This window comes from Catellatospora sp. NPDC049609 (genome assembly GCF_040675365.1).
Taxonomy (GTDB): Bacteria; Actinomycetota; Actinomycetes; order Mycobacteriales; family Micromonosporaceae; genus Catellatospora.
The window spans coordinates 1-26770 of record NZ_JBFAOU010000106.1; the positions used below are offsets into that span (position 1 = coordinate 1).

Here is a 26770-nt window from a genome sequence, read left to right on the forward strand (position 1 = left end):
TGGTCACGGTGCTCCCTCCAGTGCCTGAGCTGATCGTAGGCAGGCGGCCGGGTGCCGCAGGCGCGTTTGGCCGGTTGACCGGCCATATCGGGCATCCACCGGCACCGGCTGGAGCACGGCCGTGCCGACGTTCGGCGGCGGAACGGCGCGCGAGCCGATCGGGACGACCGGCGGGATGACCGGGGGCACCACGCCGCCGTAGTCCTCGCCGCCGTCGATCTTGCCGCCGGCCTTGCGCGGCTCCGGCGGCACGTACGGCTTGGGCGGGGCCATGTTCACCCGCACCAGGGACAGGTCCGACGAGAGGTTGGACATGACCTGGCGGGCCTCGTTGAGCTTGCCCTGCAGATACCGCTCCGGCGTCATGCCGCTCGGCAGCGCCACCGGCTCACCTCTGCGGACGGCCCGGTCGATCCGGTCGTAGTCCTCGCGGATCGGCTTCAGCTTCCACTGCGCCTCGCTGAGGGCGGCCGGGATGTCGCTCGAGTACTGGTGGTTCTGGGTGGCGACGCGCGCCACGTCCTCGACGGCGAGGATCAGCTCGTCGAGCTTGGCGATGTACGCCTTCGCGGCCTCGCTCTGGTCCGGCGGCCACGCCTGCGACAGGCGCTCCTTGTACGTCTCCAGGCGGCTCTTGTGCAGGTATGCCAGCTCGCCGGCGCGCTTCCAGCCGGAGGCCTGCGTGTAGTGCGGGGTCAGCTGGCGGCCCGCCACCATCTCCCACATCTCCTGCATCGACATGCCATACCAGTTGGTGCCGGAGGGGCCCCGGTCCTCAGGTGGAATCATCAGTACTCCCCCGATGCGGTGTCGACCGGGTTGCCGTGCTTGTCGGTCGGCGTCACCTGCGGAATCGTGTTCGACGGCGAGCCCGTCGACCCGTCCGGCGCCACGACCGTCGCGGTCGGCAGCGTCGGCGCGAGGCTGCGGTTGACGTCCTGCGCCCGCGCCGCGCCGAGCGCGTCGGCCTCGCCGTACTGCGTGCTGATGGTGCGGGCGGCGGCGATGAACGCGTTCACCGCCTTGTCGTGCTTGACGAGCGCGTCGGAGGTCTGCACCAGCAGCTCGCGCTGCCAGGTCATGCTCTGCACGAGCTCGATGAAGCCCGCCTGCGGATCGGCGGGCTTGGCCGACATGTCTTTGAAGACCACGTCGACGTGCGGCCGGTAGTCGAGCTTGTGCTCGTTCTCCAGCGCGTCGGCGAAGTCGACGAGGCTCGCGAGGTCGACTGCGAGCGCACCCTCGTCATACCCCGTCATCGCATTCGACTTGGTGTACCCGCTGCCGCGACCGTAGTCACGCAGCCAGGCGGGCCCTCTGTCCTCTTCGGGCAGACCCATCTCGCACGCCCTCCCCAGGGGTTTTCTCGTCCGCGATCGGTGTCGCCGCGGTCAGCGACCAAGGCGGTCCAGCGCTTGCAGACTACCGAAATGGGGCAAGGATGCCCACTCGACTATGGGGTCGGATCGCTCGCCGAACCGGCCGCTGTTCAGCGGGGCAGGCCGGAGGCCTGCCAGGCGCCGGATCCGGCGCCTGGCACCGCCGGCAGGCCGCTGCGCCACCACCGCGAGACGGGCGCCTCGGCGACGCCCGCCGCGACCGGACGCGCCGACAGCACCGCCACCACCGCCGCGATCTCCTCGGCCGTGGGCGCGCCGCGCTCCACCCGCACCACCAACTGCTCCGACACCGTGCTCATCCCTCCCCGGTCGGCCTGGCCAGGCCGAACTCCCGATACACCCGCGACCAGAAGCCGTCGCGGACCCACAACCGTGCCTTCTCGAAGGCGCGCAGCGAGATGCCGAGCTCCTTCTCCGCCTCCACCAGCAGCTCCTTGTCGATGACGGTCGGCAGCAGCGGACCCGGCAGCAGGTCGCCGATGTTGTCCCGGCCGCGCGTCAGGATCCACTTCTGCGCCACGTACTCGCCGATCTCGACGATGTCGCCGCGGTCGGGCAGCTGCGGCCCGGACCGGCGCGCGGCGGGCACCGGGCGCGGCTCCGGCGGCGCCGCCACCTGCGACACGGGCACCGCGATCGCGGGCCGGCCGGAGAAGACCTCGGCCGGCGTGGGCGTGCGGATGCGCCCGGTGGCGGTGAAGTACGGCCGGACGAACTCCGCGTCCAGCGTGTGCACCGTGTCGCTCTCCCAGACCAGCCGCTCGGCCTGGTTGGTGCCGTACGGCGGCTCGACGCCCCACAGGTGCACGCGCACGCCGTAGCTCTGCGCCGCCTCGACCGCCGACAGCATGTCCTCGTCGCCGGCGACCAGCACCGCGTCGGTGACCGCGCGGTGCCGGGCCAGCGTCTCCAGGTCGCTGCGGATCTGCGCGTCGACGCCCTTCTGCTGCCCGCGCAGGTTGAGGTTGCCCAGCCGCAGCTTGACCTGCGCCATCTGCGCGATGACGCGCTGGTCGATGGTGGGCACCCGGTCCCGGGCGGCGTCGAACCAGTACAGCCGGAGCAGGTCCTCGCCGAAGGTCCGCGCCGCCAGCGACAGCAGCGCGTGAATCATCGGCTCGGCGTCCACTTTGAACTCCGACCGGTTCGACGTGCCCAGCAGCAGTTCGCCCGAGGCCGCGTACAGGTAACCCACGTCCACCAGCACCGTGTAGCGGCGCGGCGGCAGGCGGCGATCGGCGGGCTCCTGGGCGGTCATCCCGCCATCGTCGCACAGCGATCGCTCAGCGTGAACGTTCTGCCACATGGCCGTCACTCAACGGATTCACGGACACCCCGCTCAGAGCGGGATGTTGCCGTGCTTCTTCGGCGGCAGCGTCTCCCGCTTGGTGGCCAGCGTCCGCAGCCCCCGCACGATGTGCGCGCGGGTCGCCGACGGCCGGATCACCGCGTCCACGTAGCCGCGCTCGGCCGCGACGTATGGGTTGCACAGGGTGTCCTCGTACTCGTCGATCAGCTCGGCGCGCCGGGCCACCGGATCGTCGGCCGCGGCCAGTTCGGCGCGGTGCAGGATGTTCACCGCGCCCTGCGCGCCCATCACCGCGATCTGCGCCGTCGGCCACGCGAAGTTCAGGTCGGCGCCCAGGTGCTTGGAGCCCATGACGTCGTACGCGCCGCCGTACGCCTTCCGCGTGATCACCGTGATCTTCGGGACGGTGGCCTCGGCGTACGCGTAGATGAGCTTGGCGCCGCGGCGGATGATGCCGTCCCACTCCTGGCTGGTGCCGGGCAGGAAGCCGGGCACGTCCACGAAGGTCAGCACCGGGATGTTGAACGCGTCGCAGGTGCGCACGAAGCGTGCCGCCTTCTCCGACGCGGCGATGTCCAGGCAACCCGCGAAGTGCATGGGCTGGTTGGCGACGACGCCGACCGGGCGGCCCTCGACCCGGCCGAAGCCGGTGACGATGTTCTGCGCGTACAGCGGCTGCACCTCGAGGAACTCGCCGTCGTCGAGGATCGCCTCCAGCACCGCGTGCATGTCGTAGGGCTGGTTGGCGGAGTCCGGGATCAGCGTGTCCAGCGCCTCGTCGCTGTCGGCGGTCGCCAGGTCGGCGGCGGCCGGCCAGGCCGGCGGGGCGTCCAGGTTGTTGCTCGGCAGGTACGACAGCAGTGCCTTGACGTAGTCGACCGCGTCCTGCTCGTCGCCGGCCAGGTAGTGCGCGTTGCCGCTCTTGGTGTTGTGGGTGCGCGCGCCGCCCAGCTCCTCGAAGCCCACGTCCTCGCCGGTCACCGTCTTGATGACGTCCGGGCCGGTGATGAACATGTGCGAGGTCTGGTCGACCATCACGGTGAAGTCGGTGACCGCGGGGGAGTACACCGCGCCACCCGCGCACGGCCCCATGACCAGCGAGATCTGCGGGATAACGCCCGAGGCGCGCACGTTGCGGAAGAAGATCTCGCCGTACAGCCCGAGCGAGACCACGCCCTCCTGGATCCGCGCCCCGCCGGAGTCGTTGATGCCGATGACCGGGCAGCCGATCTTCATCGCCAGGTCCATCACCTTGACGATCTTCTCGCCGAACACCTCGCCCAGCGACCCGCCGAACACCGTGAAGTCCTGCGCGAACACGCACACCTGGCGCCCGTCCACGGTGCCGTAGCCGGTGACCACGCCGTCGCCGTAGGGCCGGTTGCGCTCCTGCCCGAAGGTCGTCGACCGGTGCCGCGCCAGCTCGTCCAGCTCCACGAACGAGCCCTCGTCCAGCAGCATCCCGATCCGCTCACGCGCGGTCTTCTTCCCCCGCGCATGCTGCTTCTCCACGGCCCGCGCGGACCCCGCGTGCACCGCCTCCTCGACCCGCCGCTCGAAGTCGGCAAGCTTGCCCGCCGTGCTCCGCCCACCCACCTGGCCACTCTTCCCTGGCACCGTAGTAGTCACGCCCCGGACTCTATATCTCCCCTGAACCCCCGTTCAGTCACCTACACCACACCCCCCGCTCTTTCCGCCGATCTTGCGTGGACTGTGGGTACGACACGCACATGTCGGACGAATGGGCAACACTTCGTGCAAGATCGTCGTGATCAGGTGGCGGATCGGCTTGTCGTTTCGTCCTGTTCGGGCGAATCGTTGAATTTCGTGTGACGACGTTGTTCGGGGTGTTGCTGCTGGTGGGCGGCTTCACGGTGCTCGCCGTGGTGCGGCCGTGGCAGTCGCGGGACCGGGGGCGGAGGGCGCGGCGCGAGAGCTCGCCCGTAGCCTCGCCGCCCTCCCGCCCGCGCCCGGGGCCGGGCCGGGCCAGGGTTGGGGCCGGGGCGGGCGCCGCTTCGGCTTCTCCGGCTTCTCCGGCTTCTCCGGCTTCTCCGGCTTCTCCGGCTTCTTCGACGTCCTCGGCGCGGCGGCCGCGGCCGGTGTCCGCGCCGCGCGGCGGCGACGGGGGCGCGACCGGGTCGGTCGGCCACGCCGCAGGTCGGGTGAGCGCCGTCGTGGCGGCCGACGGGTCCGGGAACGGGCAGGACGGATCCGGGAGCGGCCAGGACGGGTCCGGGAGCAGGCAGGGCGCGCCGGTGATCGCGTTGCGGCCGCGACCGGGCGCACGCCGGGCCGAGGAGCGGGCCGAGCACGGGTCGGCCCGCCACCATCGTGTCGAGACCATCCAGCGCGTGCGGCGCGTGGCCGACGACAGCGGCGACACCGAGATCGTCCTGCCGGACTGGCTCGGCCCGGTGTCCGAGCCGGACGCCGGCTCCGCCCCGCTGCGCGCCCGACAGGCAGGCTGACGCCTGGAGCCGCGAGCGCGGCCGCCCGGTGGAGGTGGTGCCGGTCGAGCGTTTCGCCGGCTTGCCGATGAGCCCCGCTCACCTTCGACGAACCGTGGGAGTGAGCGGCCGGGGGCCGCTAGTCTCCTGCTGTGGAGACGAACAGGCCCCCACTGGACCGGGACCGGCTGTCGGCGCTGCCGGGCTGGCAGGTCGAGGTGCGCGACGAGACCGGGTCGACGAACGCGGACGTGGCCGCCGCCGCCCGCGACGGCGCCGCCGCGGGACTCGTCGTGGCGGCCGAGACGCAGACCGCGGGACGCGGCCGGCTGGGTCGCGACTGGCAGTCGCCGCCGCGCGCCGGACTGGCCATGTCCGTGCTGCTCAAACCCGCCCCCGACGTCTCCCGCTGGGGCTGGCTCCCGCTGCTGGCGGGCGTCGCGCTCGCCGAGGCGGTACGCGGCGTGACCGGGCTGGAGCCCGTGCTCAAGTGGCCGAACGACCTGCTGCTGGGCGGGCGCAAGTGCGCCGGGCTGCTGGCCGAGGTGCCCCTGCCCGGCGTGCTGGTGATCGGCATCGGTCTGAACGTGACCCTGGCGGAGGACGAGCTGCCGATCACCCCGACCGGCCTGCCGGCGACTTCGCTGCTGCTCGCCGGGGCGTCCGAGCTGGACCGCACCGAGCTGACGGCCGCGCTGCTGGCGCGGCTGGGCGAGCGCTACGCGGACTGGGAGCGGGCCGGGGGTGACCCGGACAAGAGCGGGCTCCGCGACGCGTACCTTCGCATCTGCGGCACCCTGGGCCGCCAGGTGTCGGTGATCCTGCCCGGCGGCGAGACGGATCTGACCGGGGAGGCCGTGACGGTGGACGCCGACGGCCGCCTCGTGGTGCGCACCGTGACCGGCGACCGCCCCGTCGCCGCCGGCGACGTCGTCCACCTCCGCTGACCCCGCGCAGCCGCCGCGGTCTGCCCGCTCGCCCACGCGCCTGGCGGCCGCACCAAGATCATTCGACTTGCCTGGCAACGGGGCGTATGCGCGTTCAAGATACGCCCATGTGCCAGGCAAATCGGATGATCTCCGGCGGGGCGGGCGGGGTGGGAGACCGATAGGTGACGCGCTACCGACGGTGGATGGTATGGCGTCGCATCGTGGAACTACCCTGCTCGCGGACAATCGTGCGGTTTGATCGCAGGCGAATACGAGGAGGCACGGATGGCGTTCCCTGAGGACGTGTTGACCGCGGACGAGCGCGTGGTGCTCGATCTGCACCCGCACTGGAAGGCCATGATCCGCCCGGTGACGGTGCTGGTGCTGGCGATCGCGGCGGTCGTCGCGGCGCTGATCATGCTCGACAACGAGATCCTGGTCTACATCGTGGCCGGGCTGGCGCTGATCGCGGTGGCGTGGCTGTCGTTCTGGCCGTGGCTGGTCTGGCGCACGACGCACTACGTGCTGACCAACGAGCGGGTGCTGCTGCAGACGGGCGTGTTCTCGCGCGACCGCCGGGACATCCCGCTGTCGCGGGTCAACGACCACTCGATGAGCCAGAAGTTCATCGAGCGGCTGCTCGGCTGCGGCACGCTGACCATCGAGTCGGCGGGCGAGCGCGGCCAGTCCGTGCTCAACGACATCCCGCACGTGGAGAAGGTGCAGACCACGCTGTACGAGCTGGTCGAGGCCGACCGCGACGCGCACTCGTACAACGACAGCGAGCGGCCCGCGCCGCCGGCGCAGACCGCTCGGGTCGAAGAGAAGCAGTAACGGCTACCGCTCTGGACGCGGCTTGGTCCGCGTGAGCTCCTCGGCGAGCTGAGCGTCCGAGAAGCGCGCGTCGGTGAACTCCGCGTCCAGGGCGGCCAGCTGCTCGGCAGCGGTGCGCTCGGCGGCGAACTCGGCCTCGAGCGGGGCGGTGAGCCGGGTGAAGTCGTCGCTGCGCAGCTGCGCGGGCACCGGCACCCCGGCCAGCGCGCTCGCGGCGGCCTCGGCGTCCACCAGCTCGTCGACGTCGTCCACGTGCACGTGCGCCGGGCCGAAGTCGGCGTCCACGCCGCCCGCGGGCACCGCGACCTGGTTGGCCGGGGCGAACACGAAGGTGCGGTACGTGTAGAAGCGGAAGATCGTGCCCAGCACCAGGCCGAGGAACTTCGCCGCGTTGATGGCGAGCAGGCCGTGCAGGCCCAGGGCATACTTGGTGGCGCCCATGATGGCCAGCTCGATGGCCAGGCCCGCGGCGTTGAACAGCACGAACAGCAGGAACTCGCGGCCCATGGCCTGGCTGGACCGGCCCTTGTAGGTCCAGTGCCGGTTCATCAGGTAGGACGCGACCATCGCCACGATGGTGGCGACCACGTTGGCCTTGAGCTGGCCGCTCGGGAAGACGGTCAGCACCAGCGCGTTCAGCACCACGAAGTTGACGACGGTGTTGACGCCGCCGACGATGGCGAACTTCAGCGCCTCCGGACCGAGATTGCGGAGGCGTTGCGGCAGCAGTCGATCGAGCAGCGTCAGGTCAGGGTGCACTGGGTCACCTTACGTGAGTCGGCGCGGACAGGTCGGCAACGCAACTCCGAATGCAAGCCAACTCACCCTGCCTGAGCACGGGCGGGCTCGCCGACGGTGGCGCCGGAGAAGACGAAGCGGCGGTACGCCCAGAACCGAAACACGCTGGCGATACCGGTGCCGACCAGCATCTTCGCGACGTTGTCCGCGAGCCGGGTCTGGAAGATCTGCGGCCACACGCCGCCCAGCACGTCGTGGCTGAGCCACACCACGGCCAGCGTGATGCCCAGGCCGACCAGGTTGAAGAAGAAGTAGAGCAGGTACTCCCGGGTGAGGCTGGAGCGCTCGCGGTCGCGCCAGGTCCAGAACCGGTTGCCGACGAAGGCGCCGGTCGCCGCGACCACGGTGGAGATCACCGCGGCGGTCAGCGTGCCGGTGGCCGACAGCAGCAGGTTGAAGACGACGAGATCGACGACGTACGCGGCGCCGCCGACCACGCCGAACTTGCTGAGTTCGGTGAGCAGATGCCGGAACCGCTCGACCAGCCGCAGCGGCGCTGCCGCGGCAGGTGACGGGGCCGGTGGCGTGGGGGTCACCAGGCGAGCCTACCGTGTCGCGGCATCGGCGCCCTTTCCGCGCGGTGGCCCGGTGACCACCGCGACCAGCCCGACCTCCAGCGGATCGCCGCCGGTGCGCAGCTCGGCGACCCCTCCCGCGGGCACCTTCGCGTCCGCCCAGAGCACGTCCAGGCCGGGCGTACGCCATACGCAGCGCCCGGGGGCGGTGGCGCAGGCCAGCGCGGCGGCCCCGGCGTTGCGGCCACCGGCGAGGTTGCCCGGCTCACCCGCGGCGGTGCCGCCGATCAGCAGCTCGTCGCCGGTCAGCGCCAGATCGCCGTCCCACAGCGCGAGGCCCACCCGCACCCGGCCGCCGCCGCCCAGCCCCACGGTCGCCGGGACGTCGCCGCGCCCGCCGCCGGGGCCGAGGTAGACCGCGGCCTCGCCGCGCGGCGCGCTGGAGTGCGCGTACACCACGGCCAGGGTCCAGCCCGCGAACTGGCTGCGGCCCTGCTGCAGGGACGCGGCGGGCGCGGCCAGCCACCAGTCGCCGCCCTCCCGCACCAACTTCGTCACGTCGGCGAAGCCCTGGCTGAACGCCGCGCCCGACTCGGCGTGCCCGGCCCGCACCCGCACCGGCAGCCAGCCGCCGGTGGGGCCGTGCAGCGCCACCAGCTCCGGCAGCCGCGGACCGGAGGCGGCTACGATCAGCCCCGCCCAGCGCACCTTGGCGCCGTCCGGCACGACCAGGCGGGTGCCGGAGGCGGCCTTCTCCCCGGCCAGCTCCTCGATCGGGCCCTTCGGGCCGGGCGGGCCCTCCGGGTCGTCCAGGCCGCCGGGCGCGGCGGGCTCGCCCGGGGCGGGCAGCAGCGGCGCCATCGGCAGCAGGTTGTTGTCCCCGGACACCAGGCACAGCGGGCGCGGCGTGCACGACAGCAGCACGTTGCCCGCGAGCGCCGCGCCCACCCGGCCGGTCGCGGCATGGCCCAGGCGCAGCCCGGCGGGCGCCACCGGCACCCGCAACACCGACTCCGAGCGCCGCTGGCCGTACGCCGCGGACACGGTGACCTGCTGGAACCCGCTGACCGCGGGGTCGGCGAGCACCGGCAGCCGGGCCACCGAGCGGGCGCCCCTTCCCCAGCGCGCCCGCTCGCAGAGCGCACCGGCGGCGGTCGCCTCGCACTGCCAGCCGTCCCCGGCACCCGTCCCGGCCAGCCGCATCCCGGCCGGCAGCGTCACCTCTATCCGCACCCCGCCCGGCGCGGGCGGCGCTGCGGCATCCGGCGACGCCGACGGCGCGGGGGCGTCACCAGGCTCCGGCGTGGTCGTCGCCGCGGCGGACCCGCGCCACGCGGCGTGCCCAGCCTTACCGACGGCCTGCGTCCCTACCCGGACTCCGGCGGGCACGGCCAGATGCTCCGGCTCGGCCTCGTCCGAGGACTCATCGTCGGCGGGGGCGCGTAGCGCGATGGGCAGCGTGCCGGGCCTGCCCGCGACCAGGTCGACGTCGGCGTAGTCGGGCTCGGCCACGTCGGGCGCGGGCTCGGCCACGGGTGCCAGGGCGGGCGGCGGTGCGGCCGGTGGCACGACGGCCGGCGGCGGCGCGGCGGCCGGTGGCACCGCTGCCGGGGGCAGCCCGACCGCCTGCCGGCTCGGGCCCGGCGGCGCCGGGGAGGTACGCGTCGCGGACGCGACCGCGGTCGGCGGGGGGACCTGCGGCGCGGGCGCGTACACGGGCGGCGCGGCGGGCGCCGGGACCGGGATGGCGCGCGGCGGCGCGGTGGTGGGCGGGGCGGCCATGCTCACGAAGACGGCGACCCCGGCCACCGCCGCGATGCCGACGCCGGTGCCCGCGACGAGGTTCATCGCACCGAACCGGGCGAGCAGCCGGCCGGGCGCGGCCGCCAGCCACCGCCCGGCGGCGACGGCCAGGCCCGCCGGCGCGGTGAGCCAGGCGCCCGTGGTCTCCCGGAGCTGCGGCCACCACAGCGCGAACATCCCCCAGGCGGTGGCCAGCCAGCCGCCCAGGGCGAGCCTGCCGCCGCCCGCCAGGTACGCGGGCGCGGCCGCGCCCAGTAACAGGGGGGCGATCACCCCGCGCAGGCCCGCGTTCTCCTCGGTGAGCTCGCGGTGCAGCCGCCGGCACTCGGCGCAGGTGGACAGGTGCTCGTCGACCTTGGCGCGGTCGCGCCGGGCGAGCGCCGCACGGACGTACCCCGCCAGGTGCGACCCGGTCCAGTGGCAGCGCGGGTTGCCGGTGAGCGCGATGTGCTCCTGCAGGTACATCTGGCGCAGCCGCTCCCGGGCCCGGTAGGCCAGCGCCGCGACGCCGTTGGGCGTGAGCCCGAGCAGCGGGGCGATCTGGGCGGGGCTCTCGCCCTCGACCTCGGTGTGCCAGAGCACGGCCCGCCAGCGCTCGGGCAGCCGCGCGAACGCGCGTGCCGCGTACGACGCCTCCAGCCGGGTGATGGTCGGGTCGTCGGTCGGCTCGGCGGTCTCGTAGCGGGTGAGGTCGTCGGTGAGCTCGACGCGCTTGTCGCGCCGGGCCCGGTCGTACCGGGTGTGCCGCATGGTGGTCAGCAGGTAGGCCCGGAACGCGTTGTCGGGGCCGCCGCCGCTGCGCAGCATGGCGAACACCTTGGCGAAGGTGTCGGCGATCAGGTCGTCGGCGTCGGCCTGGCCGTCGCTGAGCACCCGGGCCAGCCGCCTCGCCGACTCCAGGTGGCGCTCGTAGAGCAGACCGAACGCGTCGGTGTCGCCCCCTCGCACGAGTGAGATGAGTTGTGGATCGCTCTGCGGTTCGCTGAGCTGGTCCTGGGCAGGGTCGAACCCACTGGTCACTGCGGCCTCCGGGGGGAATGTCACGGTTACGCCCGCTGCTAGGGACGTTAGACCAATCACCCGATTTGCGGAATATGCCCAAACCATGATGAAGTCGCGATGGCCGCGTTCGCCCGTGCCGGAAACGGGTAGGGAATGGGGAGTGATCGGGCTCGCACGCGTCGAGGCAGTCGCGCGACGCGCTTGCGACCAAGATCAAACAAAGGGTTTGCGGAAACGTGCGCGTTTGGCCGAAGAATCGTGCGCGTGGAAGCAGCCGGACCGACGCTTGTGCACTTATTCACAAGGCGGGAGGGGTCTCGGGCAACAAACCGGGCTTAGTCTGAGGCCACATCCCGGACGACTCGCGGCCACCCGGCCGTCGTCAGTCGTATCCGTCGGTCAAAGACGACCACGAGGAGAACTTCCATGACCGCGCCGGCAGTCACCGCAGGGCTTGACCAGCATCCGACCTCGCACCCCAAGCTGCTCGCCTGGGTGCGCCAAGTCGCCGAGCTCACCACGCCGGACAGCATCGTGTGGTGCGACGGCTCCGAGGACGAGTGGACGCGCCTCACGGCGCAGCTCGTCGACGCGGGAAGCCTGGTCCGCCTCGACCCGGTGAAGCGGCCCAACTCCTTCTGGGCGCGCACCGACCCGTCGGACGTGGCCCGCGTCGAGGAGCGGACCTTCATCTGCTCCGTGGACGAGGCCGACGCCGGCCCGACCAACAACTGGATGGCCCCGGCCGAGATGAAGCAGCTCATGACCGAGCTGTACCGGGGCTGCATGCGCGGCCGCACCATGTACGTGATCCCGTTCTGCATGGGCCCGCTCAACGCGGAGAACCCCATGTTCGGCGTCGAGATCACCGACTCGGCGTACGTCGTCGCCAGCATGCGGATCATGACCCGGATGGGCACCCAGGTGCTCGAGGCGATGGGTGAGGACGCGGAGTTCGTGCCCGCGCTGCACTCGGTCGGCGCGCCGCTGGAGCCCGGCCAGGCCGACGTGCCGTGGCCCTGCTCGACCACCAAGTACATCTCCCACTTCCCGGAGACCCGGGAGATCTGGTCGTTCGGCTCCGGCTACGGCGGCAACTCGCTGCTGGGCAAGAAGTGCTACTCGCTGCGCATCGCCAGCGTGATGGGCCGTGACGAGGGCTGGCTCGCCGAGCACATGCTGATCCTCAAGCTGACCAGCCCGGCGGGCAAGGTGCACTACATCGCCGCCGCGTTCCCGTCGGCCTGCGGCAAGACCAACCTGGCCATGCTGGAGCCGACCATCCCGGGCTGGAAGGTCGAGACCCTGGGCGACGACATCGCCTGGATGCGCTTTGGTGAGGACGGCCGCCTGTACGCGGTGAACCCCGAGTACGGCCTGTTCGGCGTCGCGCCCGGCACGGACTGGAAGACCAACCCCAACGCGATGCGCACGCTCGCCGCGGGCAACTCGCTGTTCACCAACGTGGCCCGCACCGACGACGGCGACATCTGGTGGGAGGGCATGGGCGAGCCCCCGGCCCACCTGACCGACTGGCACGGCAACGACTGGACCCCGGACTCCGACCAGGTCTCCAGCCACCCGAACTCGCGCTTCTGCACCCCGATCACGCAGTGCCCGATCCTGGCGCCGGAGTACGACGACCCGAAGGGCGTGCCGATCTCGGCGATCCTCTTCGGCGGCCGCCGCAAGACCACGATCCCGCTCGTCAGCCAGGCCCGCGACTGGGTGCACGGCGTGTTCCAGGGCGCGACCCTGTCCAGCGAGACCACGGCCGCCGCGGTCGGCCAGGTCGGCGTGGTGCGCCGCGACCCGATGGCGATGCTGCCGTTCATCGGCTACCACGCCGGCGACTACTTCCGGCACTGGATCGCGATGGGCAAGGGGCTCGACGGCAACGCCGACAAGCTGCCGGCGATCTTCTACGTCAACTGGTTCCGCCGCGGTGACGACGGCCGGTTCCTGTGGCCCGGGTTCGGCGAGAACTCCCGCGTCCTCAAGTGGGTCGTGGAGCGCCTGGAGGGTGAGGCCGGCGCGGTCGAGACCCCCGTCGGCTTCGTCCCCCGCGCCGAGGACCTCGACCTCACCGGCCTGGAGCAGCCCGCCGAGGACGTCGCCCTCGCTCTCGAGGTCCGCAAGGACGAGTGGGCCGCCGAGATCCCGCAGATCACCGAGTGGTTCGACAAGTTCGGCGACAAGCTCCCCGCGGTCCTGTGGGCCGAGCTAGACGCCCTCAAGTCCCGCCTCGGCGTCACCGAGTAGCCGCCCCCTGTCCGTCGATCTTGCGCGAACTGTGGGGATGACACGCCCCAACCGGGCAAATCCCTAACAGTTCGCGCAAGATCGTCGCGATCTTGACGCAGCCCCGTCACCCGTTAACACGGGAGGCGGGGCTGCGGGCATGATGGGAGCGTGCAGATCTCGGCTAGAGGCGACTACGCGGTACGGGCCACGCTTGAGCTGGCCAATGCGTACCCGGCCACCATCTCGGCGCAGGCGCTCGCGGACGCCCAGGGCCTGCCCCGCAAGTTCCTCGAGGCCGTGCTCGCGGACCTGCGGCGCAGCGGGGTGATCCACGCGGTGCGCGGCGCCGACGGGGGGTACAGCCTCAGCATGCCGCCGTCCGAGGTCACCATCGGCATGGTGCTGCGGGCGGTCGACGGCCCGCTGGCCGGGGTGCGCGGGCACCGGCCCGAGCAGACCAGCTATACGGGCACCTCCTCCCACCTCCCGCTGGTCTGGGTCGCCGTACGGTCCGCGGTGCGCAGCGTGGTGGACGAGGTGACCCTGGCCCAGGCCGTGACCGGCCAGCTGCCGGAGGCGGTCCGTGATCTGACCACGGCTCCGGACGCCTGGCAGCCGCGCTGATCCGCCCCGGCGGAGTTAGGCTGCCCAGGATGAAACTCCGCGACCTCGTCTACTCCGTGTACGAACGCCGCCTGAAGGCGTTGCTGGCCGACCAACCGCGTCCCCGACACGTCGGCGTGGTCACCGACGGCAACCGGCGCTGGGCGCGGGAGATGGGCTACGTCGACCCCAACGACGGCCACCGGGTCGGCGCGGCGCGCATCAAGGAGCTGCTGAGCTGGTGCGACGAGGCCGGCATCGCGCACGTCACGCTGTACCTGCTGGCCACCGACAACCTGCGCCGCCCGGCCGCGGAGCTGGACCCGCTGGTGCAGATCATCGTGGACCTGGCCACCGAGCTGGCCGAGGACGGCAACCCGTGGCAGCTGCGCATGGTGGGCGCGCTGGACCTGCTGCCCGCCGAGCCGGCGGCGGCGCTCAAGGCCGCGCAGGAGCGCACGGCGGGCCGCCGCGGCGGTGCGAACGTCAACTTCGCGGTCGGGTACACCGGCCGGCGGGAGATCGCCGACGCGGTCCGGTCCCTGCTCCAGGAGCACGTCCGGGCGGGCACGACGCTGGAGGAGGTGGCCGAGCAGCTCGACGTCGAGCACATCGCCGAGCATCTCTACACCCGCGGCCAGCCCGACCCCGATCTGATCATCCGCACCAGCGGCGAGCAGCGGCTGTCCGGGTTCCTGCTGTGGCAGTCGGCGCACTCGGAGTTCTACTTCTGCGAGCTGAACTGGCCGGACTTCCGGCACGTCGACTTCCTGCGCGCGCTGCGGGCGTACGCCGGCCGCCAGCGCCGCTTCGGCGCCTGACCGGCTCGATCGCCGGGGTCCGATTTATTCCCTCTCCCACCTGCGCTCACGTTGAGAATGTGACCTGTTTCACGATCCACGTGATGGAGTTGGCACCGTACCGTCATCGACGGCAGGGTCCCTGAACAGCACCTTCTCCCCCAAGGTGCGGCACCCCCAACGAAGGGACCGACTCGTGTCGACACCCCGTCATGCCCTGCCCCGGAACCGCCCGGCGCTCGTGCGCCTGCTGGCCGTCCACTCCCGAAAGATCGCGCTCGGCGTGCTCTGCGCCGGTGTGCTCGGCGCCGCGACGTACCAGGTCGTGGCGAGCGCCGGCCCGGACACCCCCGCCACCGACCTCGCCGCGGCCCGCGCCGCCGCCGCCGAAGCGGCCAACCGCGACTACCTGCGCGCCACGCCGTCGCCGAGCCTGAGCGCCGTGCCGACGCCCAGCGCGAGCCCGAGCCCCTCGCCGACCCGCACCGCCAGGCGCGCCCCGGCCTCGGCGAAGCCGACGGCCAAGCGCACGACCACCACGTCGACGCCCACCTCCTGCAAGAGCTACAGCGGCAACCAGCTGACCGCGTGCAAGCTGCTGCCCAGCTTCGGCTTCGGGTACAGCCAGATGGTCCCGCTGGTCAAGCTGTGGCAGCACGAGAGCGGGTGGAACCACAAGGCGGAGAACTCCGGCTCCGGCGCGTACGGCATCCCGCAGGCGCTGCCCGGCGACAAGATGGCGAAGTTCGGCGACGACTGGCGCACCAATCCGGCCACTCAGATCAAGTGGGGCCTGGACTACATCAAGAACCGCTACGACACGCCGGCCGGCGCCTGGAATCACTTCCAGGACAACAACTGGTACTGACCTGCTCTACGCACGGTGACCAGTCCCCACTCGGGTGACCGCCCTCGGGCATCATCCGAGTGGGTGATGGCCGGATCGGCGGTTCGTCTGGCAGATAGTAAAGACATGCTGGCCAAACGGGTTTTCTGCGGTTAGCGTGAGTCATGGTCGATGTCCCGATACGAACGTACGTACTCGACACCTCCGTGCTGCTGGCTGATCCGGCTGCGATCCGCCGCTTCTCCGAGCACAACGTCGTGCTGCCGCTCGTGGTCATCTCCGAGCTGGAGGGCAAGCGGCACCACCCGGAACTCGGCTGGTTCGCCAGGCAGTCCCTGCGACTGCTCGACGACCTGCGGGTACGGCACGGAAGGCTGGACGTACCACTGCCGGTGAACGACGCCGGCGGGACGCTGCGGGTGGAGCTCAACCACACCGATCCGCAGCTCCTCCCGAGCGGCTTCCGCAATGACACGAACGACGCGCGGATCCTGTCCGTGGCGCTCGGTCTGGCGGCCGACGGGCAGCAGGTGACCCTGGTCAGCAAGGACATGCCGCTGCGGGTGAAGGCCGCCGCGGTGGGTCTGGCCGCTGACGAGTACCGACATGACCAGGCCGTGGACCCGACGTGGTCCGGCCTGGTGGAGCTGGACCTGTCGGACGCCGACATGTCCGCGCTCTACGCCGGTGAGGGCATCGACCTGGGCGAGGCGGCGGGGCTGCCGGTCCATACGGGACTCATCCTGCACGCGGGGCGTGGTTCGGCGCTCGGCCGCGTGCAGACCGACAAGACGGTGCGGCTGGTCCGCGGCGACCGGGAGGCGTTCGGCCTGCGCGGCCGCTCGGCGGAGCAGCGCATCGCGCTCGACCTGCTGCTCGACGACAGCATCGGCATCGTGTCGCTGGGTGGCCGGGCGGGCACCGGCAAGTCGGCGCTGGCCCTGTGCGCGGGCCTGGAGCAGGTGATGGAGCGCGGCAAGCACAAGAAGGTCATCGTGTTCCGCCCGCTCTACGCGGTCGGCGGGCAGGAGCTCGGCTACCTGCCCGGCACCGAGGCGGAGAAGATGTCGCCGTGGGCGCAGGCGGTGTTCGACACGCTCGGCGCGCTGGTGCACGACAACGTACGCGACGAGGTGCTGCACCGCGGCATGCTCGAGGTGCTGCCGCTGACCCACATCCGGGGCCGCAGCCTGCACGACGCGTTCGTCATCGTGGACGAGGCGCAGTCCCTGGAGCGCGGCGTGCTGCTCACGGTGCTGTCGCGGATCGGCGCCGGGTCGCGGGTGGTGCTCACCCACGACGTGGCGCAGCGGGACAACCTGCGGGTAGGCCGCCACGACGGGGTCACCGCGGTCATCGAGACGCTCAAGGGGCACCCGCTCTTCGCGCACGTGACGCTGACGCGGTCCGAGCGCTCCGCCATCGCCGAAGTCGTGACCGACCTGCTGGAGGAGTAGGTTTCGCCCTGATTGGATGATGTTTGGGGTGTGACCGGGGTAACAGTCGCCCATCCGGACGACGACAAACCCCGGTCCACTGCGTAAGGGTGGGATCGAGCGCTCCGCGACACGGCTGCCGTGTCGCCCGGCGTGAGCGCTCCCGGACCGTCCATCCCCGACCCCCGGGCGGACGAACGGAGCACGGCCCGTACGGCGCAGCCCCAGGTGGCGCGCAGTGGCCGCAGGCGCTCCGCCGGAAACCCCCGCCGCCGAGAGGATCCGCTGTGCCCCGGCAACGCCGAGCCCACCGTCGGGCCCGCCCCGCGACCGGACGGTACGCCGTGCGTGCCGTCGCCGTCCTGACCCTCGTCGCCGGCGTGGCCGGCGCGCTGCGGCTCGACGACGGCGCGCGCTGGCAGCAGGACAGCATCGCCGCCGGTCACCAGGCCCAGATCATCGCCCGCGCCGAGTCGGCCGCGCTCACCCTGCAGCAGCACGAGCTGCAGCAGGACGCCAAGGCGCGCGCCGCGGCCGAGGCCAAGGCCGCCGCCGCCCGCGCCGCCGCGGTGGACCGCGAGGCCAGCCGCCGCGGCGCCGACCGCACCGTCAACTTCGGGCCCATCCCGAGCAGCTGCAAGGAGTTCAGCGGCAACCGCGCGATCGGCTGCGCGCTCGTGCTCAGCGCCGGCTACGACCTCACCCAGATGGCCTGCCTGAACAAGCTGTGGACCCGGGAGTCCGGCTGGAACCACAAGGCCGAGAACAAGAGCTCCGGGGCGTACGGCATCCCGCAGGCGCTGCCCGGCACGAAGATGGCGAAGTTCGGCGACGACTGGCGGACCAACCCGGCCACGCAGATCAAGTGGGGCCTGGAGTACATCAAGAACCGCTACAAGAACCCCTGCGGCGCCTGGCAGCAGTCCGAGGAAGAGGGCTGGTACTGACGTAGGACGAAGCGCCGCCCCACACCGGGGCGGCGCTTCGTCTGTGCGTGCTCAGGGTGACGTGGTGGCGCTGGTGTGCTCCTGGGCGAGCCGGCGCAGCGCGGTGAGCATGGCCTCGCCGAGGACGGTGCCGGTGACGACGCCCTCGACCATCCCGGCCCGGTCGCCGCGGGCCAGCACCAGGCCGACCTCCCGCCGGGCGAGCTGCTCGACCGCCTCCGCGTATCCGTCGAGCAGCGTCAGCATGTCCTCCTGGCCCAGCTCGCGCAGCGCGGCGATGGCGTCGGCGAGCTGGTCGAGGGCGGGTGCCCGGTCGTGCACGTGCCAGCCGCGGGCCGCCACCAGCCGGGCGGCCTCGGCGCGGGCCGCGAGCCAGCCGGCGGTGCCGCGATCGGCGCGGGAGACCCCCGCGATGGCCTCGTGCGCGCAGCCGAGCAGGTGGTGCCCGGGCATGGCCGTGTCGTCGACGGCGTGCAGCACCTGCCGGACCCCGGCGACGCTCAGACCGCCGACGTCCATCAGGGCGCGGATCAGCCGCAACCGGCGCAGGTGGCTCTCGTCATAGTCGGCCTGGTTGCGGCCCATCGGGCGGCCGGGCGGCAGCAGGCCCTCCCGCAGATAGTACTTGACCGTGGGCAGCGAGACGCCGCTGATCCGGCTCAGTTCGGAGACTTTCATCGGTGTTGACGATACGCGATGGATAGCGGATAGTATTGCTATCTAGTTGGCGAGGGGGAGTCATGCCATCCGTGGTTCCGGGCCGCATGTCGGCTCACATCGAGGGGGACTTCGTGGTCTTCCTGATCGGGATGCGGTTCAACAAGCCGTGGAAGATCCACAAGTGGTGGGGTGCGTTCACCGCCATGCCGCGCATGCTGAAGGTCCTGTTCCAGCGGCCGGAGCTCGGCCTGCTCGGCGCGCAGACCGCGTTCACGGCGAGCGGTCCCGTGTCGATCCAGTACTGGCGCAGCGCCGAGCACCTGGAGGCGTTCGCCCGCAACGCCGCGCTGCCGCACCACCCGGCGTGGCGCGCGTTCAACAAGCTGGTCGGCGGCAACGGCGACGTCGGCATCTGGCACGAGACCTACCAGGTCAGCGCCGGCCGCTACGAGACCCTGTACGGCAACATGCCGCGCTTCGGGCTGGCCCGGGCCGGCGAGCACGTGCCGGTCGCCCGCAAGGGCGAGACCGCTGCGCAGCGGCGGGGCGCCGGAAACTAACGGACAAACCACGCAGAACGGCTAGTATCGGCATCACCGGTCGACGGGGGAGGATGCTGATGCGGGCGATCGCGCTGGTCATGGGTGTGGCGGCGATGGCACTGGCAACGGTGTCACCGTCGCCCGCCGCCGCGAAGCCGGCCGACCCGCCCCAGACCGAGGTGGTCGGCGGCGTGCGGGCCGGCGCCGGGGAGTTCCCCTGGATGGTCCGGCTGGACAACGGCTGCGCCGGCACCCTCATCCGCCCGCAGTACGTGCTCACCGCCGCTCACTGCGTCAGCCGCAGCGGGGCCAACTCGTCCATCGGCGTGACCGCCGGCTCGGCCGACCTGGGCTCGGACCGGACGATCGAGGTGGGCAGCAGCCGGGTGTGGCGGGCGCGCGGCTTCTTCGACGTGACCAGCGGCGACGACTGGGCCGTGATCAGGCTTTCCCGCCCGCTGGACCTGCCGGTGGTGGCGCTGCCCGTCAACGGCAGCCTGGACGGCGGGACGCTGACCGCGGTCGGCTGGGGTTCGACCCGCGAGGGCACCCGGGAGCAGCAGCGCTACCTGCGCAAGGTGCAGGTGCCGTTCGTCGGCGACGGGACCTGCCGGCAGATCTACCGCTCGCGCGGGTACGGCTTCACCGACTCCGACATGCTCTGCGCGGGCGACGTGCGGCACGGCGGCCGGGACAGCTGCCAGGGCGACTCCGGCGGGCCGCTGCTGCGCCGCGACGGCGCGCGCTGGGTGCAGGTGGGCATCGTCAGCTGGGGCGTGGGCTGCGGCCGGGCGGCGTACCCGGGCGTCTACACGCAGGTCTCCCACTTCGTTCCCGATATTCGCGCGGCCATTGAGGAGAGCGGCTCGCGCGGCTAGGTTCACCACATGAGCGATGTCGATGTTGCGATCATCGGCGCGGGTCCGACCGGGCTGTTCGCGGCGTACTACGCCGGGTTCCGCGGTCTGAGCACCGTCGTCGTGGACGCGCTGCCCGAGGCGGGCGGCCAGGTCACCGCGATGTACCCGGAGAAGATGATCTTCGACGTCGCCGGGTTCCCGGCGATCCGAGGACGCGAGCTGATCGCGAACCTGGTCGCCCAGGCGGGCGCCTTCAATCCCGGCTACCGGCTCGGCGTGCAGGCCGCGACCCTGGCGTACGACGACGGCAAGCCGGTGCTCGGCCTCGGCGACGGCACCGAGGTGCGCTGCGGCGCCGTCCTCATCACCGGCGGCCTGGGCTCGTTCACGCCCCGCCCGCTGCCCGCCGCGGCCGGGTTCACCGGCACCGGCATCGTGTTCTTCGTGCCCGACCCGACGTCGCTGGCCGGCAAGCACGTCGTGATCGTGGGCGGTGGCGACTCCGCGTTCGACTGGGCGCTGGCCCTGGCCGGGCTGGCCGCGAGCGTCACCCTGGTGCACCGGCGGGACAAGTTCCGGGCACACGCGTCCACCGTGGCGCGGGTCCGGGAGCTGCCGGTGCGTATCGAGGTCAACAGCCAGGTCACCAAGATCCTCGGCAGCGACAAGGTGGAGTCGATCGAGCTGAACGGCACCGAGGTGCTCCCGGCCGACGTGGTGGTGGCGGCGCTGGGCTTCACCGCCGACCTCGGCCCGCTGGCCATGTGGGGCCTGGCGCTGGACAAGCGGCACATCACCGTCGACTCGACCATGGCCACGAACCTGGCGCGCGTCTTCGCCGCCGGCGACATCGTGGAGTACCCGGGCAAGGTCCGGCTCATCGCGACCGGCTTCGGCGAGGCCGCGACGGCGGTCAACAACGCCGCCATCGTCATCGACCCGTCCGCGCATCTCTTCCCCGGCCACTCCTCCGAAGACGTCCCCTGACCCCCGCCATGATCATCCGACTTGCCAGGCAACTGGGCGTATCTTGAGCGCGCTTACGCCCATGTGCCTGGCAAGTCGAGCGATCATGGGCGGTGGTCAGACGAGTTGGAAGGCGCGCAGCTCGTCGAGGGTGGGCGGGTCGGCGCCGGGGCGGGTGCAGGTCAGGGCCGCGGCGTCGCACAGGTGGCGGAGCATCAGGCGCAGCGTCTCCGGGGCCAGCTCGCGGGCGAGCTGGTCGCGCAGGCGGCCGGCGTCGTGCAGCCAGGCCAGCAGGGCGCCCATCGCGGTGTCGCCCGCGCCGATGGTGTCGGTCATCGAGATCGCCGGGGCGGCCACGTTCACCTCGGCGTCGGCGGTCAGCGCCGTCGCGCCCGCGTCGCCGTGGGTCAGCACCAGCAGCCGCGGGCCGGCCGCCAGCCAGCGCCGCGCGGTCTCCATCGGGGGCACGTGAGGGTACGCGTGCGCGAGGTCGCCCTCGCTGGCGCGTACCAGATGGGACAGCTCGACCAGGCGCTCCAGCCGCACCAGCGAGTCGGGCCGGGCCAGCGCGACACTGCGCACGTTGGGGTCGAAGGTGATGGTGCACCGGTCACGGTGGCGCAGCGCCCAGCGCTCCAGCGCGTCCGCGCCCGGCGGCAGGAACGCGGCCAGCGACCCGATGTGGATGGTGCTGCCGTCGGGCAGGTCGGGCAGCTCGCGGTCGCGCCAGCCGAAGTCGGCGGCGCCGGCCAGCCAGAAGTCGTACAGCGCCTCGCCGTCCGCGCCGACCGTGGCCAGCGCCAGCGCCGACGGCTGCGACGTGGTCACCAGGTAGCGCGCGTCCACGCCGGACGAGGTGAGCCGGTTGCGGAACGCGGCGCCGAACGAGTCGCGCCCCAACCGGGCCGCCATCGCCACCGGCGCGCCGAGCCGGGCCGCCGCGAGGGCGGTGTTGGCAGGTCCGCCGCCCAGCGCGGCGCGCAGCAGACCCTCCCCGGCGGGGACGAGGTCCACGACGTTCTCTCCGGCTACGACGATCACCCGCATAGTGTGGCGGTCGCCTGCCGACCGGGCAATGCGTCACCCGTCACCGCGCGCCGCGGCTCCCCGGCCGTGCGGCGGTGTCACGCCAGCTTGGCGCGGGCCTGCCCGGCGCGGGAGATCATGTCCGCCCACTCGGCGTCCAGCGCGGCCAGCTCGTCGGCGTGCTCGCGGGCGAACGCGGCCAGCTCGCCCTGGGCCAGCGTCATCGCGCCGGTCCACGCCGGGGTCCGGCAGCCGGCGTCGGCGCGCACCGCGTCCTGCTGGTACGCGACGGCCTTCGGCATCAGCGAGGACTCCGGCCGCAGCGGCACCCCCGAGTCGTCGTGGAACTTCGCGGTCACCGCGGCGTGGAGCTCGCCGACCGTGCGCACGGGCAAGCCCCGCTGGCGCATGCAGGACGCGTAGTACTCCATGCGCGAGGCGACCTCCTGGTCGTCGCCGACCCGGCGCAGCATCGCCAGGAACTCGGCGTCCAGGTCGCCGCTGAGCGCGGGGGTGATCGTGTCCGGCTGGTCCTCGATCGGCGGCTCGCACATCAGCACGCTGTCGTCGTAGAGCCGCTGCTTGGCGGCCGACAGGCGGTCGTACGAGGGATCGTGCGCCACCGTGGCCGGCGGGACCTGCTCCAGCGTCTGCGGGACGAGCTCCAGCGCCTCCTGCGCGCCCGGGTCGACGATCGCGGACACCTCGGCGGGCAGCAGCAGCCGCGTCCGGCCCTGGTACGGGTCGGCGAACGGCGCGAGCGCGTACCGGAAGCCCGAGGAGGCCATGCACTCGCGGATCGGCTCCTGCCGTGCCACGTGCGCCAGCAGCAGCGCGGCCGTGCGCTGCTCGACCGAGCCCTGGATGCGCTCGTACATGGCGCGCAGGTCCCCGGCGACCACCGTGGCCTGCGCGGTGCTCAGCGACGACCGGCGGGTCGCCGCGGCGCAGGTGATCATGGCCAGCAGCGCGAGCCCGGCGGCCACGGCCACGTCGGCGCGCCGGCGCGCCCGGCCCGCCCCGGCGGGCTGCTGCGGGCGTGGGGCGTGCTGGACGGGATGAGCAGTCATCGTGATCCTCGGTGGCGTCGCGGCGCTCGGCGGCCCGGGCGTTGTCGAAGCCGGCGGACGGCGGTGGCGTCCCGGGGCGCGCCGTCTGAGCGGCGGCACACCGGACCAGCCTCGTTCGGGCGATCATGGCCGTCCGGTGGCGAGCGCTTCACGGCGGCACACCGGGACAGGCCGTTATCGCGACAAGGTCCACTCACGACTGCGCGGCGGGTTTCACCGTAGTCGTCACGCGAGCAGCGGGGCGTCGGCCTGTTCGGCGGACGGTCCCCCGGATCATCCGGTTCCGCCTAGCCCGCCGGGGCAGAAGTGATGCGGATACCTGACAGGTCCGTTGCGCGACCGCGCTGCCGGACGTGGCGGCCCGGGATCAGGCGAGGACCACGGCCCAGGCTCGGCCGGTGATGGCGGTCCGGCACGGGTGGTGGTCGCGGCTGGGCTCAGCCGGTGGTCGTACCGGATCAGGCGGTGATCGCGGTGGCGAGCGCGGTCAGGTCGGCGCCCTCGCCGACGAGCAGCGTGGTGGTGTTGCCCGCGGTGCGCAGCAGCGCGGTCCGGCCCTCCGGCGTGACGTGGCGCTGCCAGGTGACCGTGCCGATGGTGGTCTCGCCCTCGGCCTTCGCCTTGTCGCCGAGCTCCTTCTTGAGCAGCGTCTGCGCGTCGGACCGGGACTGCACCAGCTGGGCGCCCGCGCCGTCCGGGTCGAGGTAGCCGATCCGCAGCACGCCGTCGGTGTACTTGGCGGTGACGGTCTGCCAGCCCTCGGGCGCCGCGCCGGGCAGCGGCGCCAACGAGGCCCGCTGGGCGCTCTCGATCGCCGGTGCCGGGTCGACGGTCACCGCGGCGTCCCAGCCGTAGAACAGCCGGTAGCCCAGCACCAGCAGCAGCACGGGGATGAGCAGGACGCCGAGGGACAGCGCCATGTCCTTCGGGGTGCGCCCACCGGACGGCGGCGGCGTCTTCTCCTGCTCGGTCTCCACTGCGCTCACATACACCATCTTGACCGATGTCACAGGTCACACCGCACCCGGGGACCTGCCCCGACGGCACGGGTATGCGGTGACCCGAACGTGCGTTCAGGCCGCGGCATGACAGGATGCCATCAGGCCGATCGTAGGAGGAGCAGCCATGGCGACCCGTACTCCGCAGGATCTCGACCGGAACCTCGCGCTGGACCTCGTCCGGGTGACCGAGGCGGCGGCCATGGCCGCGGGTCGCTGGGTGGGGCGCGGCGACAAGGAGGGCGGCGACGGCGCGGCCGTCGACGCGATGCGCAAGCTGATCAACTCGTTGCCGATGTCCGGCACCGTGGTCATCGGCGAGGGCGAGAAGGACAACGCCCCGATGCTGTTCAACGGGGAGCGGGTCGGCGACGGCTCCGGCCCCGAGGTCGACGTCGCGGTGGACCCGATCGACGGCACCACGCTGATGAGCAAGGGCATGCCGAACGCGCTGGCCGTGCTGGCGGTCGCCGAGCGCGGCGCGATGTTCGACCCGAGCGCCGTGTTCTACATGGAGAAGCTGGTCGTCGGGCAGGAGGCGGCCGACGTCGTCGACATCACCGCCGGCTGGACCGAGAACCTGCGCCGCATCGCCAAGGCCAAGCGCGTACGCGTGTCCGACCTGACCGTGTGCATCCTCGACCGGCCCCGGCACGCCGACCTGGTCCGCGAGGTGCGCGAGGCGGGCGCCCGGATCAACTTCATCTCCGACGGCGACATCGCCGGGGCCATCGCCGCCGCGCGGGAGCAGTCGGAGGTCGACGTGCTGATGGGCATCGGCGGCACCCCGGAGGGCATCACCGCGGCCTGCGCGCTGAAGTGCCTGGGCGGCGTGATGCAGGGCCGGCTGTGGCCGCGCGACGAGGCCGAGCGCGAGAAGGCGATCGCCGCCGGGCACGACCTCGACCGCGTCCTCACCACCGACGACCTGGTGACCGGCGAGAACGTCTTCTTCGTGGCCACCGGTGTCACCTCCGGCGATCTGCTGCGGGGCGTCCGCTACCGCGACAACGGCGCGTACACCCAGTCGATCGTCATGCGCTCCAAGTCCGGCACCATCCGCGTGATCGACTCGTACCACCGCCTGGAGAAGCTGGCCGGCTACTCGATGATCGACTTCGCCTGACCCGGCCTGCCGGTTCCGCGCGGGATCGATCCTGCGCGACGAGCCTGTATCGCACTTTCCGTTGAGGGGCACCCACGCATCGCGCGGGTGCCCCTCGGCTGCTGTGCCAGGCACGCCGGCTTTGCTCTGCACACATATACGCACCGGCTTTGCTCTGCACACATATACGCACCGGCTTTGCTCTGCACACATATACGCACCGGCTTTGCTCTGCACACATATACGCACCGGCTTTGCTCTGCACACATATACGCACCGGCCTACCCGGTGCGATCTGCTGAACTGATGTCGTCGGGGGGCCACGGTTCGGCTGGATCCGATGTCGTGCCGGCTTGAACAGGGACGACGCAAGATCACCTTGCGGCGGTGGGCGGGCGACCCGCCGACGGGCGGCCGGGGCGGCACCGGCAGAGTGGGCGCGTGAAGATCTTCTGCACGGGCCGGATGTGAGCGCCGGGACGGGGCGGGCCGTCGGCGTCGGGCTGGCCGTGCTCGGCGGCGTGTGCCTGGCGCTGCAGTCGCGGGTCAACGGCGAGCTGGGCCGCCGCCTCGGCGACGGCATCGCCGCCGCGAGCGTGTCGTTCGGGGTGGGGCTGGTCGTGCTGCTGCTGGCGCTGCCCTGGATGTTCGGCAGCACGCGCCGCATCCTGGACGCCGTACGCTCCGGCGAGCTGCGCTGGTGGCAGTGCGTCGGCGGGGCCTGCGGCGCGTTCCTGGTGACCACGCAGGGGCTGACCGTGCCGCTGCTGGGCGTGTCGGTCTTCATCGTCGCGGTCGTCGCCGGGCAGTCCGCCTCCAGCCTGGCCGTGGACCGGCTCGGGGTGGGGCCGGGCGGGGTCCGGCCGGTGACGCGCAACCGCGCGATCGGCGCCGTGCTGTGCGTGGTCGCGGTGGTCGTCGCGGTCGGCGACAGCCTCGGCGACCCGCACGCGCTCGGGCTCGCCGCGCTGCCGCTGCTGGCCGGGGTCGCGGTGGCCTGGCAGCAGGGCGTCAACGGCCGTGTGGCGCGGGCCGCGGGCTCGCCCTGGCCCGCCACCCTGCTGAACTTCGCCGTCGGCTCGGTCGCGCTGCTGGTCGCACTCGCGATCGAGTCGGTGCTGCGCGGCGGCGGCCCGCCCGGTGCGTTCCCGGACGCGCCCTGGCTCTACGTGGGCGGCCCGCTCGGCATCGTGTTCATCGCGATCTCGGCGGCGGTGGTGCACCGGATCGGCGTACTGCTGCTGGGCCTCGGCATGATCGCCGGCCAGGTCCTCGGCGCGCTCGGCATCGACGCCGTCGCCCCCGGCACCGCCGGCCGCCCCGACCTGCTCACCATCACCGGCGCCCTGCTCACCCTGGTCGCGGTCCGCGTCGCCGCCCGCGGCTGACCGTCCTCGCGCGGCTGTCCCGCCTCGCGCCGCTGAACCGTCGCCCGCGGCTGGTCCGTCGCGTGCCGCGACGCGCTGCGCTGCGGGCGGTCATGTGCGTCGATCTTGCGCGAACTGTTAGGATATGCCCGTTTCGGGCGTGTCGTCAGACCTCCTGCTCGGGCACCTCGACGCGCAGCCGGACCCCGGCCTGGGCGGCGCGGGGCGCGAACGCCCGCTCGGCGGCCCGCACCAGCGCGAC

Annotated in this window: 26 protein-coding genes; 14 read left to right on the forward strand and 12 right to left on the reverse strand. The window is 72.5% G+C overall.

The window, feature by feature from the left end:
• Positions 1–3: 3 nt before the first annotated feature.
• The 5 genes from AB0J67_RS25605 to AB0J67_RS25625 form a co-directional block, all read right to left on the reverse strand.
• Positions 4–789: a hypothetical protein gene (locus tag AB0J67_RS25605; protein ID WP_363485991.1), complete on the reverse strand. Its 786-nt coding sequence runs from the start codon at positions 787–789 to the stop codon at positions 4–6.
• Entirely contained in the window at positions 789–1340 is a 552-nt protein-coding gene (locus AB0J67_RS25610) for a hypothetical protein (RefSeq protein WP_363485992.1), read from the reverse strand. The genes AB0J67_RS25605 and AB0J67_RS25610 overlap by 1 nt, the downstream gene beginning before the upstream one ends.
• A gap of 149 nt (positions 1341–1489) precedes the next feature.
• Positions 1490–1690, reverse strand: a complete 201-nt coding sequence (locus AB0J67_RS25615; RefSeq protein ID WP_363485993.1) for an acyl-CoA carboxylase subunit epsilon — start codon at positions 1688–1690, stop codon at positions 1490–1492.
• Between the two features lie 5 nt (positions 1691–1695).
• A complete protein-coding gene (locus tag AB0J67_RS25620) occupies positions 1696–2658 on the reverse strand; it encodes an NYN domain-containing protein (RefSeq protein ID WP_363485995.1) in 963 nt (320 codons plus the stop codon).
• 81 nt (positions 2659–2739) lie between these two features.
• Positions 2740–4305, reverse strand: coding sequence for an acyl-CoA carboxylase subunit beta (locus AB0J67_RS25625; protein ID WP_363485996.1), 1566 nt, complete (start codon positions 4303–4305; stop codon positions 2740–2742).
• Between the two features lie 566 nt (positions 4306–4871).
• Between AB0J67_RS25625 and AB0J67_RS25630 the strand changes: the two genes are divergently transcribed.
• The 3 genes from AB0J67_RS25630 (at position 4872) to AB0J67_RS25640 (ending at position 6919) form a co-directional block, all read left to right on the forward strand.
• A complete protein-coding gene (locus AB0J67_RS25630) occupies positions 4872–5177 on the forward strand; it encodes a hypothetical protein (protein ID WP_363485997.1) in 306 nt (101 codons plus the stop codon).
• Positions 5178–5308: 131 nt separating this feature from the next.
• Complete coding sequence (locus AB0J67_RS25635; RefSeq protein ID WP_363485998.1) at positions 5309–6103, forward strand: biotin--[acetyl-CoA-carboxylase] ligase; 795 nt, start codon at positions 5309–5311, stop codon at positions 6101–6103.
• Positions 6104–6370: 267 nt separating this feature from the next.
• A complete protein-coding gene (locus AB0J67_RS25640; RefSeq protein ID WP_363485999.1) occupies positions 6371–6919 on the forward strand; it encodes a PH domain-containing protein in 549 nt (182 codons plus the stop codon).
• 3 nt (positions 6920–6922) lie between these two features.
• On the opposite strand, the gene AB0J67_RS25645 is transcribed toward AB0J67_RS25640, so the two are convergent.
• The 3 genes from AB0J67_RS25645 to AB0J67_RS25655 form a co-directional block, all read right to left on the reverse strand.
• Positions 6923–7678, reverse strand: a complete 756-nt coding sequence (locus tag AB0J67_RS25645; protein WP_363486000.1) for a GtrA family protein — start codon at positions 7676–7678, stop codon at positions 6923–6925.
• A gap of 62 nt (positions 7679–7740) precedes the next feature.
• Positions 7741–8253: a GtrA family protein gene (locus tag AB0J67_RS25650; protein ID WP_363486001.1), complete on the reverse strand. Its 513-nt coding sequence runs from the start codon at positions 8251–8253 to the stop codon at positions 7741–7743.
• A 9-nt stretch (positions 8254–8262) separates the two neighbouring features.
• The gene (locus AB0J67_RS25655) at positions 8263–11055 is read right to left on the reverse strand and encodes a sigma-70 family RNA polymerase sigma factor (RefSeq protein WP_363486002.1); all 2793 of its coding nucleotides are present in this window, start codon (positions 11053–11055) and stop codon (positions 8263–8265) included.
• A 408-nt stretch (positions 11056–11463) separates the two neighbouring features.
• Between AB0J67_RS25655 and AB0J67_RS25660 the strand changes: the two genes are divergently transcribed.
• The 6 genes from AB0J67_RS25660 (at position 11464) to AB0J67_RS25685 (ending at position 17914) form a co-directional block, all read left to right on the forward strand.
• On the forward strand, positions 11464–13299 hold the full coding sequence (locus AB0J67_RS25660) for a phosphoenolpyruvate carboxykinase (GTP) (RefSeq protein WP_363486003.1): 1836 nt from the start codon (positions 11464–11466) through the stop codon (positions 13297–13299).
• A gap of 150 nt (positions 13300–13449) precedes the next feature.
• The gene (locus AB0J67_RS25665; protein WP_363486004.1) at positions 13450–13905 is read left to right on the forward strand and encodes an Rrf2 family transcriptional regulator; all 456 of its coding nucleotides are present in this window, start codon (positions 13450–13452) and stop codon (positions 13903–13905) included.
• A 29-nt stretch (positions 13906–13934) separates the two neighbouring features.
• Positions 13935–14705: an isoprenyl transferase gene (locus tag AB0J67_RS25670; RefSeq protein WP_363486005.1), complete on the forward strand. Its 771-nt coding sequence runs from the start codon at positions 13935–13937 to the stop codon at positions 14703–14705.
• Between the two features lie 175 nt (positions 14706–14880).
• A complete protein-coding gene (locus tag AB0J67_RS25675) occupies positions 14881–15552 on the forward strand; it encodes a transglycosylase SLT domain-containing protein (RefSeq protein WP_363486006.1) in 672 nt (223 codons plus the stop codon).
• Between the two features lie 143 nt (positions 15553–15695).
• On the forward strand, positions 15696–16988 hold the full coding sequence (locus AB0J67_RS25680; RefSeq protein WP_363486007.1) for a PhoH family protein: 1293 nt from the start codon (positions 15696–15698) through the stop codon (positions 16986–16988).
• Positions 16989–17311: 323 nt separating this feature from the next.
• Entirely contained in the window at positions 17312–17914 is a 603-nt protein-coding gene (locus tag AB0J67_RS25685; protein ID WP_363486008.1) for a transglycosylase SLT domain-containing protein, read from the forward strand.
• A 51-nt stretch (positions 17915–17965) separates the two neighbouring features.
• Here the strand turns inward: AB0J67_RS25685 and AB0J67_RS25690 are convergent, their stop codons facing one another.
• A complete protein-coding gene (locus tag AB0J67_RS25690) occupies positions 17966–18592 on the reverse strand; it encodes a MerR family transcriptional regulator (RefSeq protein WP_363486009.1) in 627 nt (208 codons plus the stop codon).
• Positions 18593–18654: 62 nt separating this feature from the next.
• Here AB0J67_RS25690 and AB0J67_RS25695 point away from each other — a divergent pair, with 62 nt between their 5' ends.
• The 3 genes from AB0J67_RS25695 to AB0J67_RS25705 are packed head-to-tail and all read left to right on the forward strand — an operon-like array spanning position 18655 to position 20963.
• A complete protein-coding gene (locus AB0J67_RS25695) occupies positions 18655–19134 on the forward strand; it encodes a DUF4188 domain-containing protein (RefSeq protein WP_363486010.1) in 480 nt (159 codons plus the stop codon).
• 59 nt (positions 19135–19193) lie between these two features.
• A complete protein-coding gene (locus tag AB0J67_RS25700; protein WP_363486011.1) occupies positions 19194–19994 on the forward strand; it encodes a serine protease in 801 nt (266 codons plus the stop codon).
• Positions 19995–20003: 9 nt separating this feature from the next.
• Positions 20004–20963, forward strand: a complete 960-nt coding sequence (locus AB0J67_RS25705) for an NAD(P)/FAD-dependent oxidoreductase (protein WP_363486012.1) — start codon at positions 20004–20006, stop codon at positions 20961–20963.
• A gap of 96 nt (positions 20964–21059) precedes the next feature.
• Here AB0J67_RS25705 and AB0J67_RS25710 read toward each other — a convergent pair whose 3' ends face one another.
• The 3 genes from AB0J67_RS25710 to AB0J67_RS25720 all read right to left on the reverse strand — a co-directional run bounded on the left by AB0J67_RS25710 (position 21060) and on the right by AB0J67_RS25720 (position 24024).
• Positions 21060–21983, reverse strand: coding sequence for a carbohydrate kinase (locus tag AB0J67_RS25710; protein ID WP_363486013.1), 924 nt, complete (start codon positions 21981–21983; stop codon positions 21060–21062).
• Positions 21984–22066: 83 nt separating this feature from the next.
• Complete coding sequence (locus tag AB0J67_RS25715) at positions 22067–23038, reverse strand: hypothetical protein (RefSeq protein ID WP_363486014.1); 972 nt, start codon at positions 23036–23038, stop codon at positions 22067–22069.
• Between the two features lie 458 nt (positions 23039–23496).
• On the reverse strand, positions 23497–24024 hold the full coding sequence (locus AB0J67_RS25720; protein WP_363486015.1) for a DUF4245 family protein: 528 nt from the start codon (positions 24022–24024) through the stop codon (positions 23497–23499).
• Between the two features lie 139 nt (positions 24025–24163).
• Between AB0J67_RS25720 and glpX the strand changes: the two genes are divergently transcribed.
• Complete coding sequence (gene glpX, locus AB0J67_RS25725; protein ID WP_363486016.1) at positions 24164–25162, forward strand: class II fructose-bisphosphatase; 999 nt, start codon at positions 24164–24166, stop codon at positions 25160–25162.
• A 446-nt stretch (positions 25163–25608) separates the two neighbouring features.
• On the forward strand, positions 25609–26529 hold the full coding sequence (locus AB0J67_RS25730) for a DMT family transporter (RefSeq protein ID WP_363486017.1): 921 nt from the start codon (positions 25609–25611) through the stop codon (positions 26527–26529).
• The last annotated feature ends 241 nt before the right edge of the window (positions 26530–26770 follow it).

Excerpts from the sequence above, each read along its gene's own strand:
- AB0J67_RS25605 (WP_363485991.1), bottom strand. The coding sequence starts at position 789 with ATGATTCCACCTGAGGACCGGGGCCCCTCCGGCACCAACTGGTATGGC.
- AB0J67_RS25610 (WP_363485992.1), bottom strand. The coding sequence starts at position 1,340 with ATGGGTCTGCCCGAAGAGGACAGAGGGCCCGCCTGGCTGCGTGACTAC.
- AB0J67_RS25620 (WP_363485995.1), bottom strand. The coding sequence starts at position 2,658 with ATGACCGCCCAGGAGCCCGCCGATCGCCGCCTGCCGCCGCGCCGCTAC.
- AB0J67_RS25640 (WP_363485999.1), top strand. The coding sequence starts at position 6,371 with ATGGCGTTCCCTGAGGACGTGTTGACCGCGGACGAGCGCGTGGTGCTC.
- AB0J67_RS25660 (WP_363486003.1), top strand. The coding sequence starts at position 11,464 with ATGACCGCGCCGGCAGTCACCGCAGGGCTTGACCAGCATCCGACCTCG.
- AB0J67_RS25670 (WP_363486005.1), top strand. The coding sequence starts at position 13,935 with ATGAAACTCCGCGACCTCGTCTACTCCGTGTACGAACGCCGCCTGAAG.
- AB0J67_RS25680 (WP_363486007.1), top strand. The coding sequence starts at position 15,696 with ATGGTCGATGTCCCGATACGAACGTACGTACTCGACACCTCCGTGCTG.
- AB0J67_RS25690 (WP_363486009.1), bottom strand. The coding sequence starts at position 18,592 with ATGAAAGTCTCCGAACTGAGCCGGATCAGCGGCGTCTCGCTGCCCACG.
- AB0J67_RS25695 (WP_363486010.1), top strand. The coding sequence starts at position 18,655 with ATGCCATCCGTGGTTCCGGGCCGCATGTCGGCTCACATCGAGGGGGAC.
- AB0J67_RS25700 (WP_363486011.1), top strand. The coding sequence starts at position 19,194 with ATGCGGGCGATCGCGCTGGTCATGGGTGTGGCGGCGATGGCACTGGCA.
- AB0J67_RS25705 (WP_363486012.1), top strand. The coding sequence starts at position 20,004 with ATGAGCGATGTCGATGTTGCGATCATCGGCGCGGGTCCGACCGGGCTG.
- AB0J67_RS25715 (WP_363486014.1), bottom strand. The coding sequence starts at position 23,038 with ATGACTGCTCATCCCGTCCAGCACGCCCCACGCCCGCAGCAGCCCGCC.
- glpX (WP_363486016.1), top strand. The coding sequence starts at position 24,164 with ATGGCGACCCGTACTCCGCAGGATCTCGACCGGAACCTCGCGCTGGAC.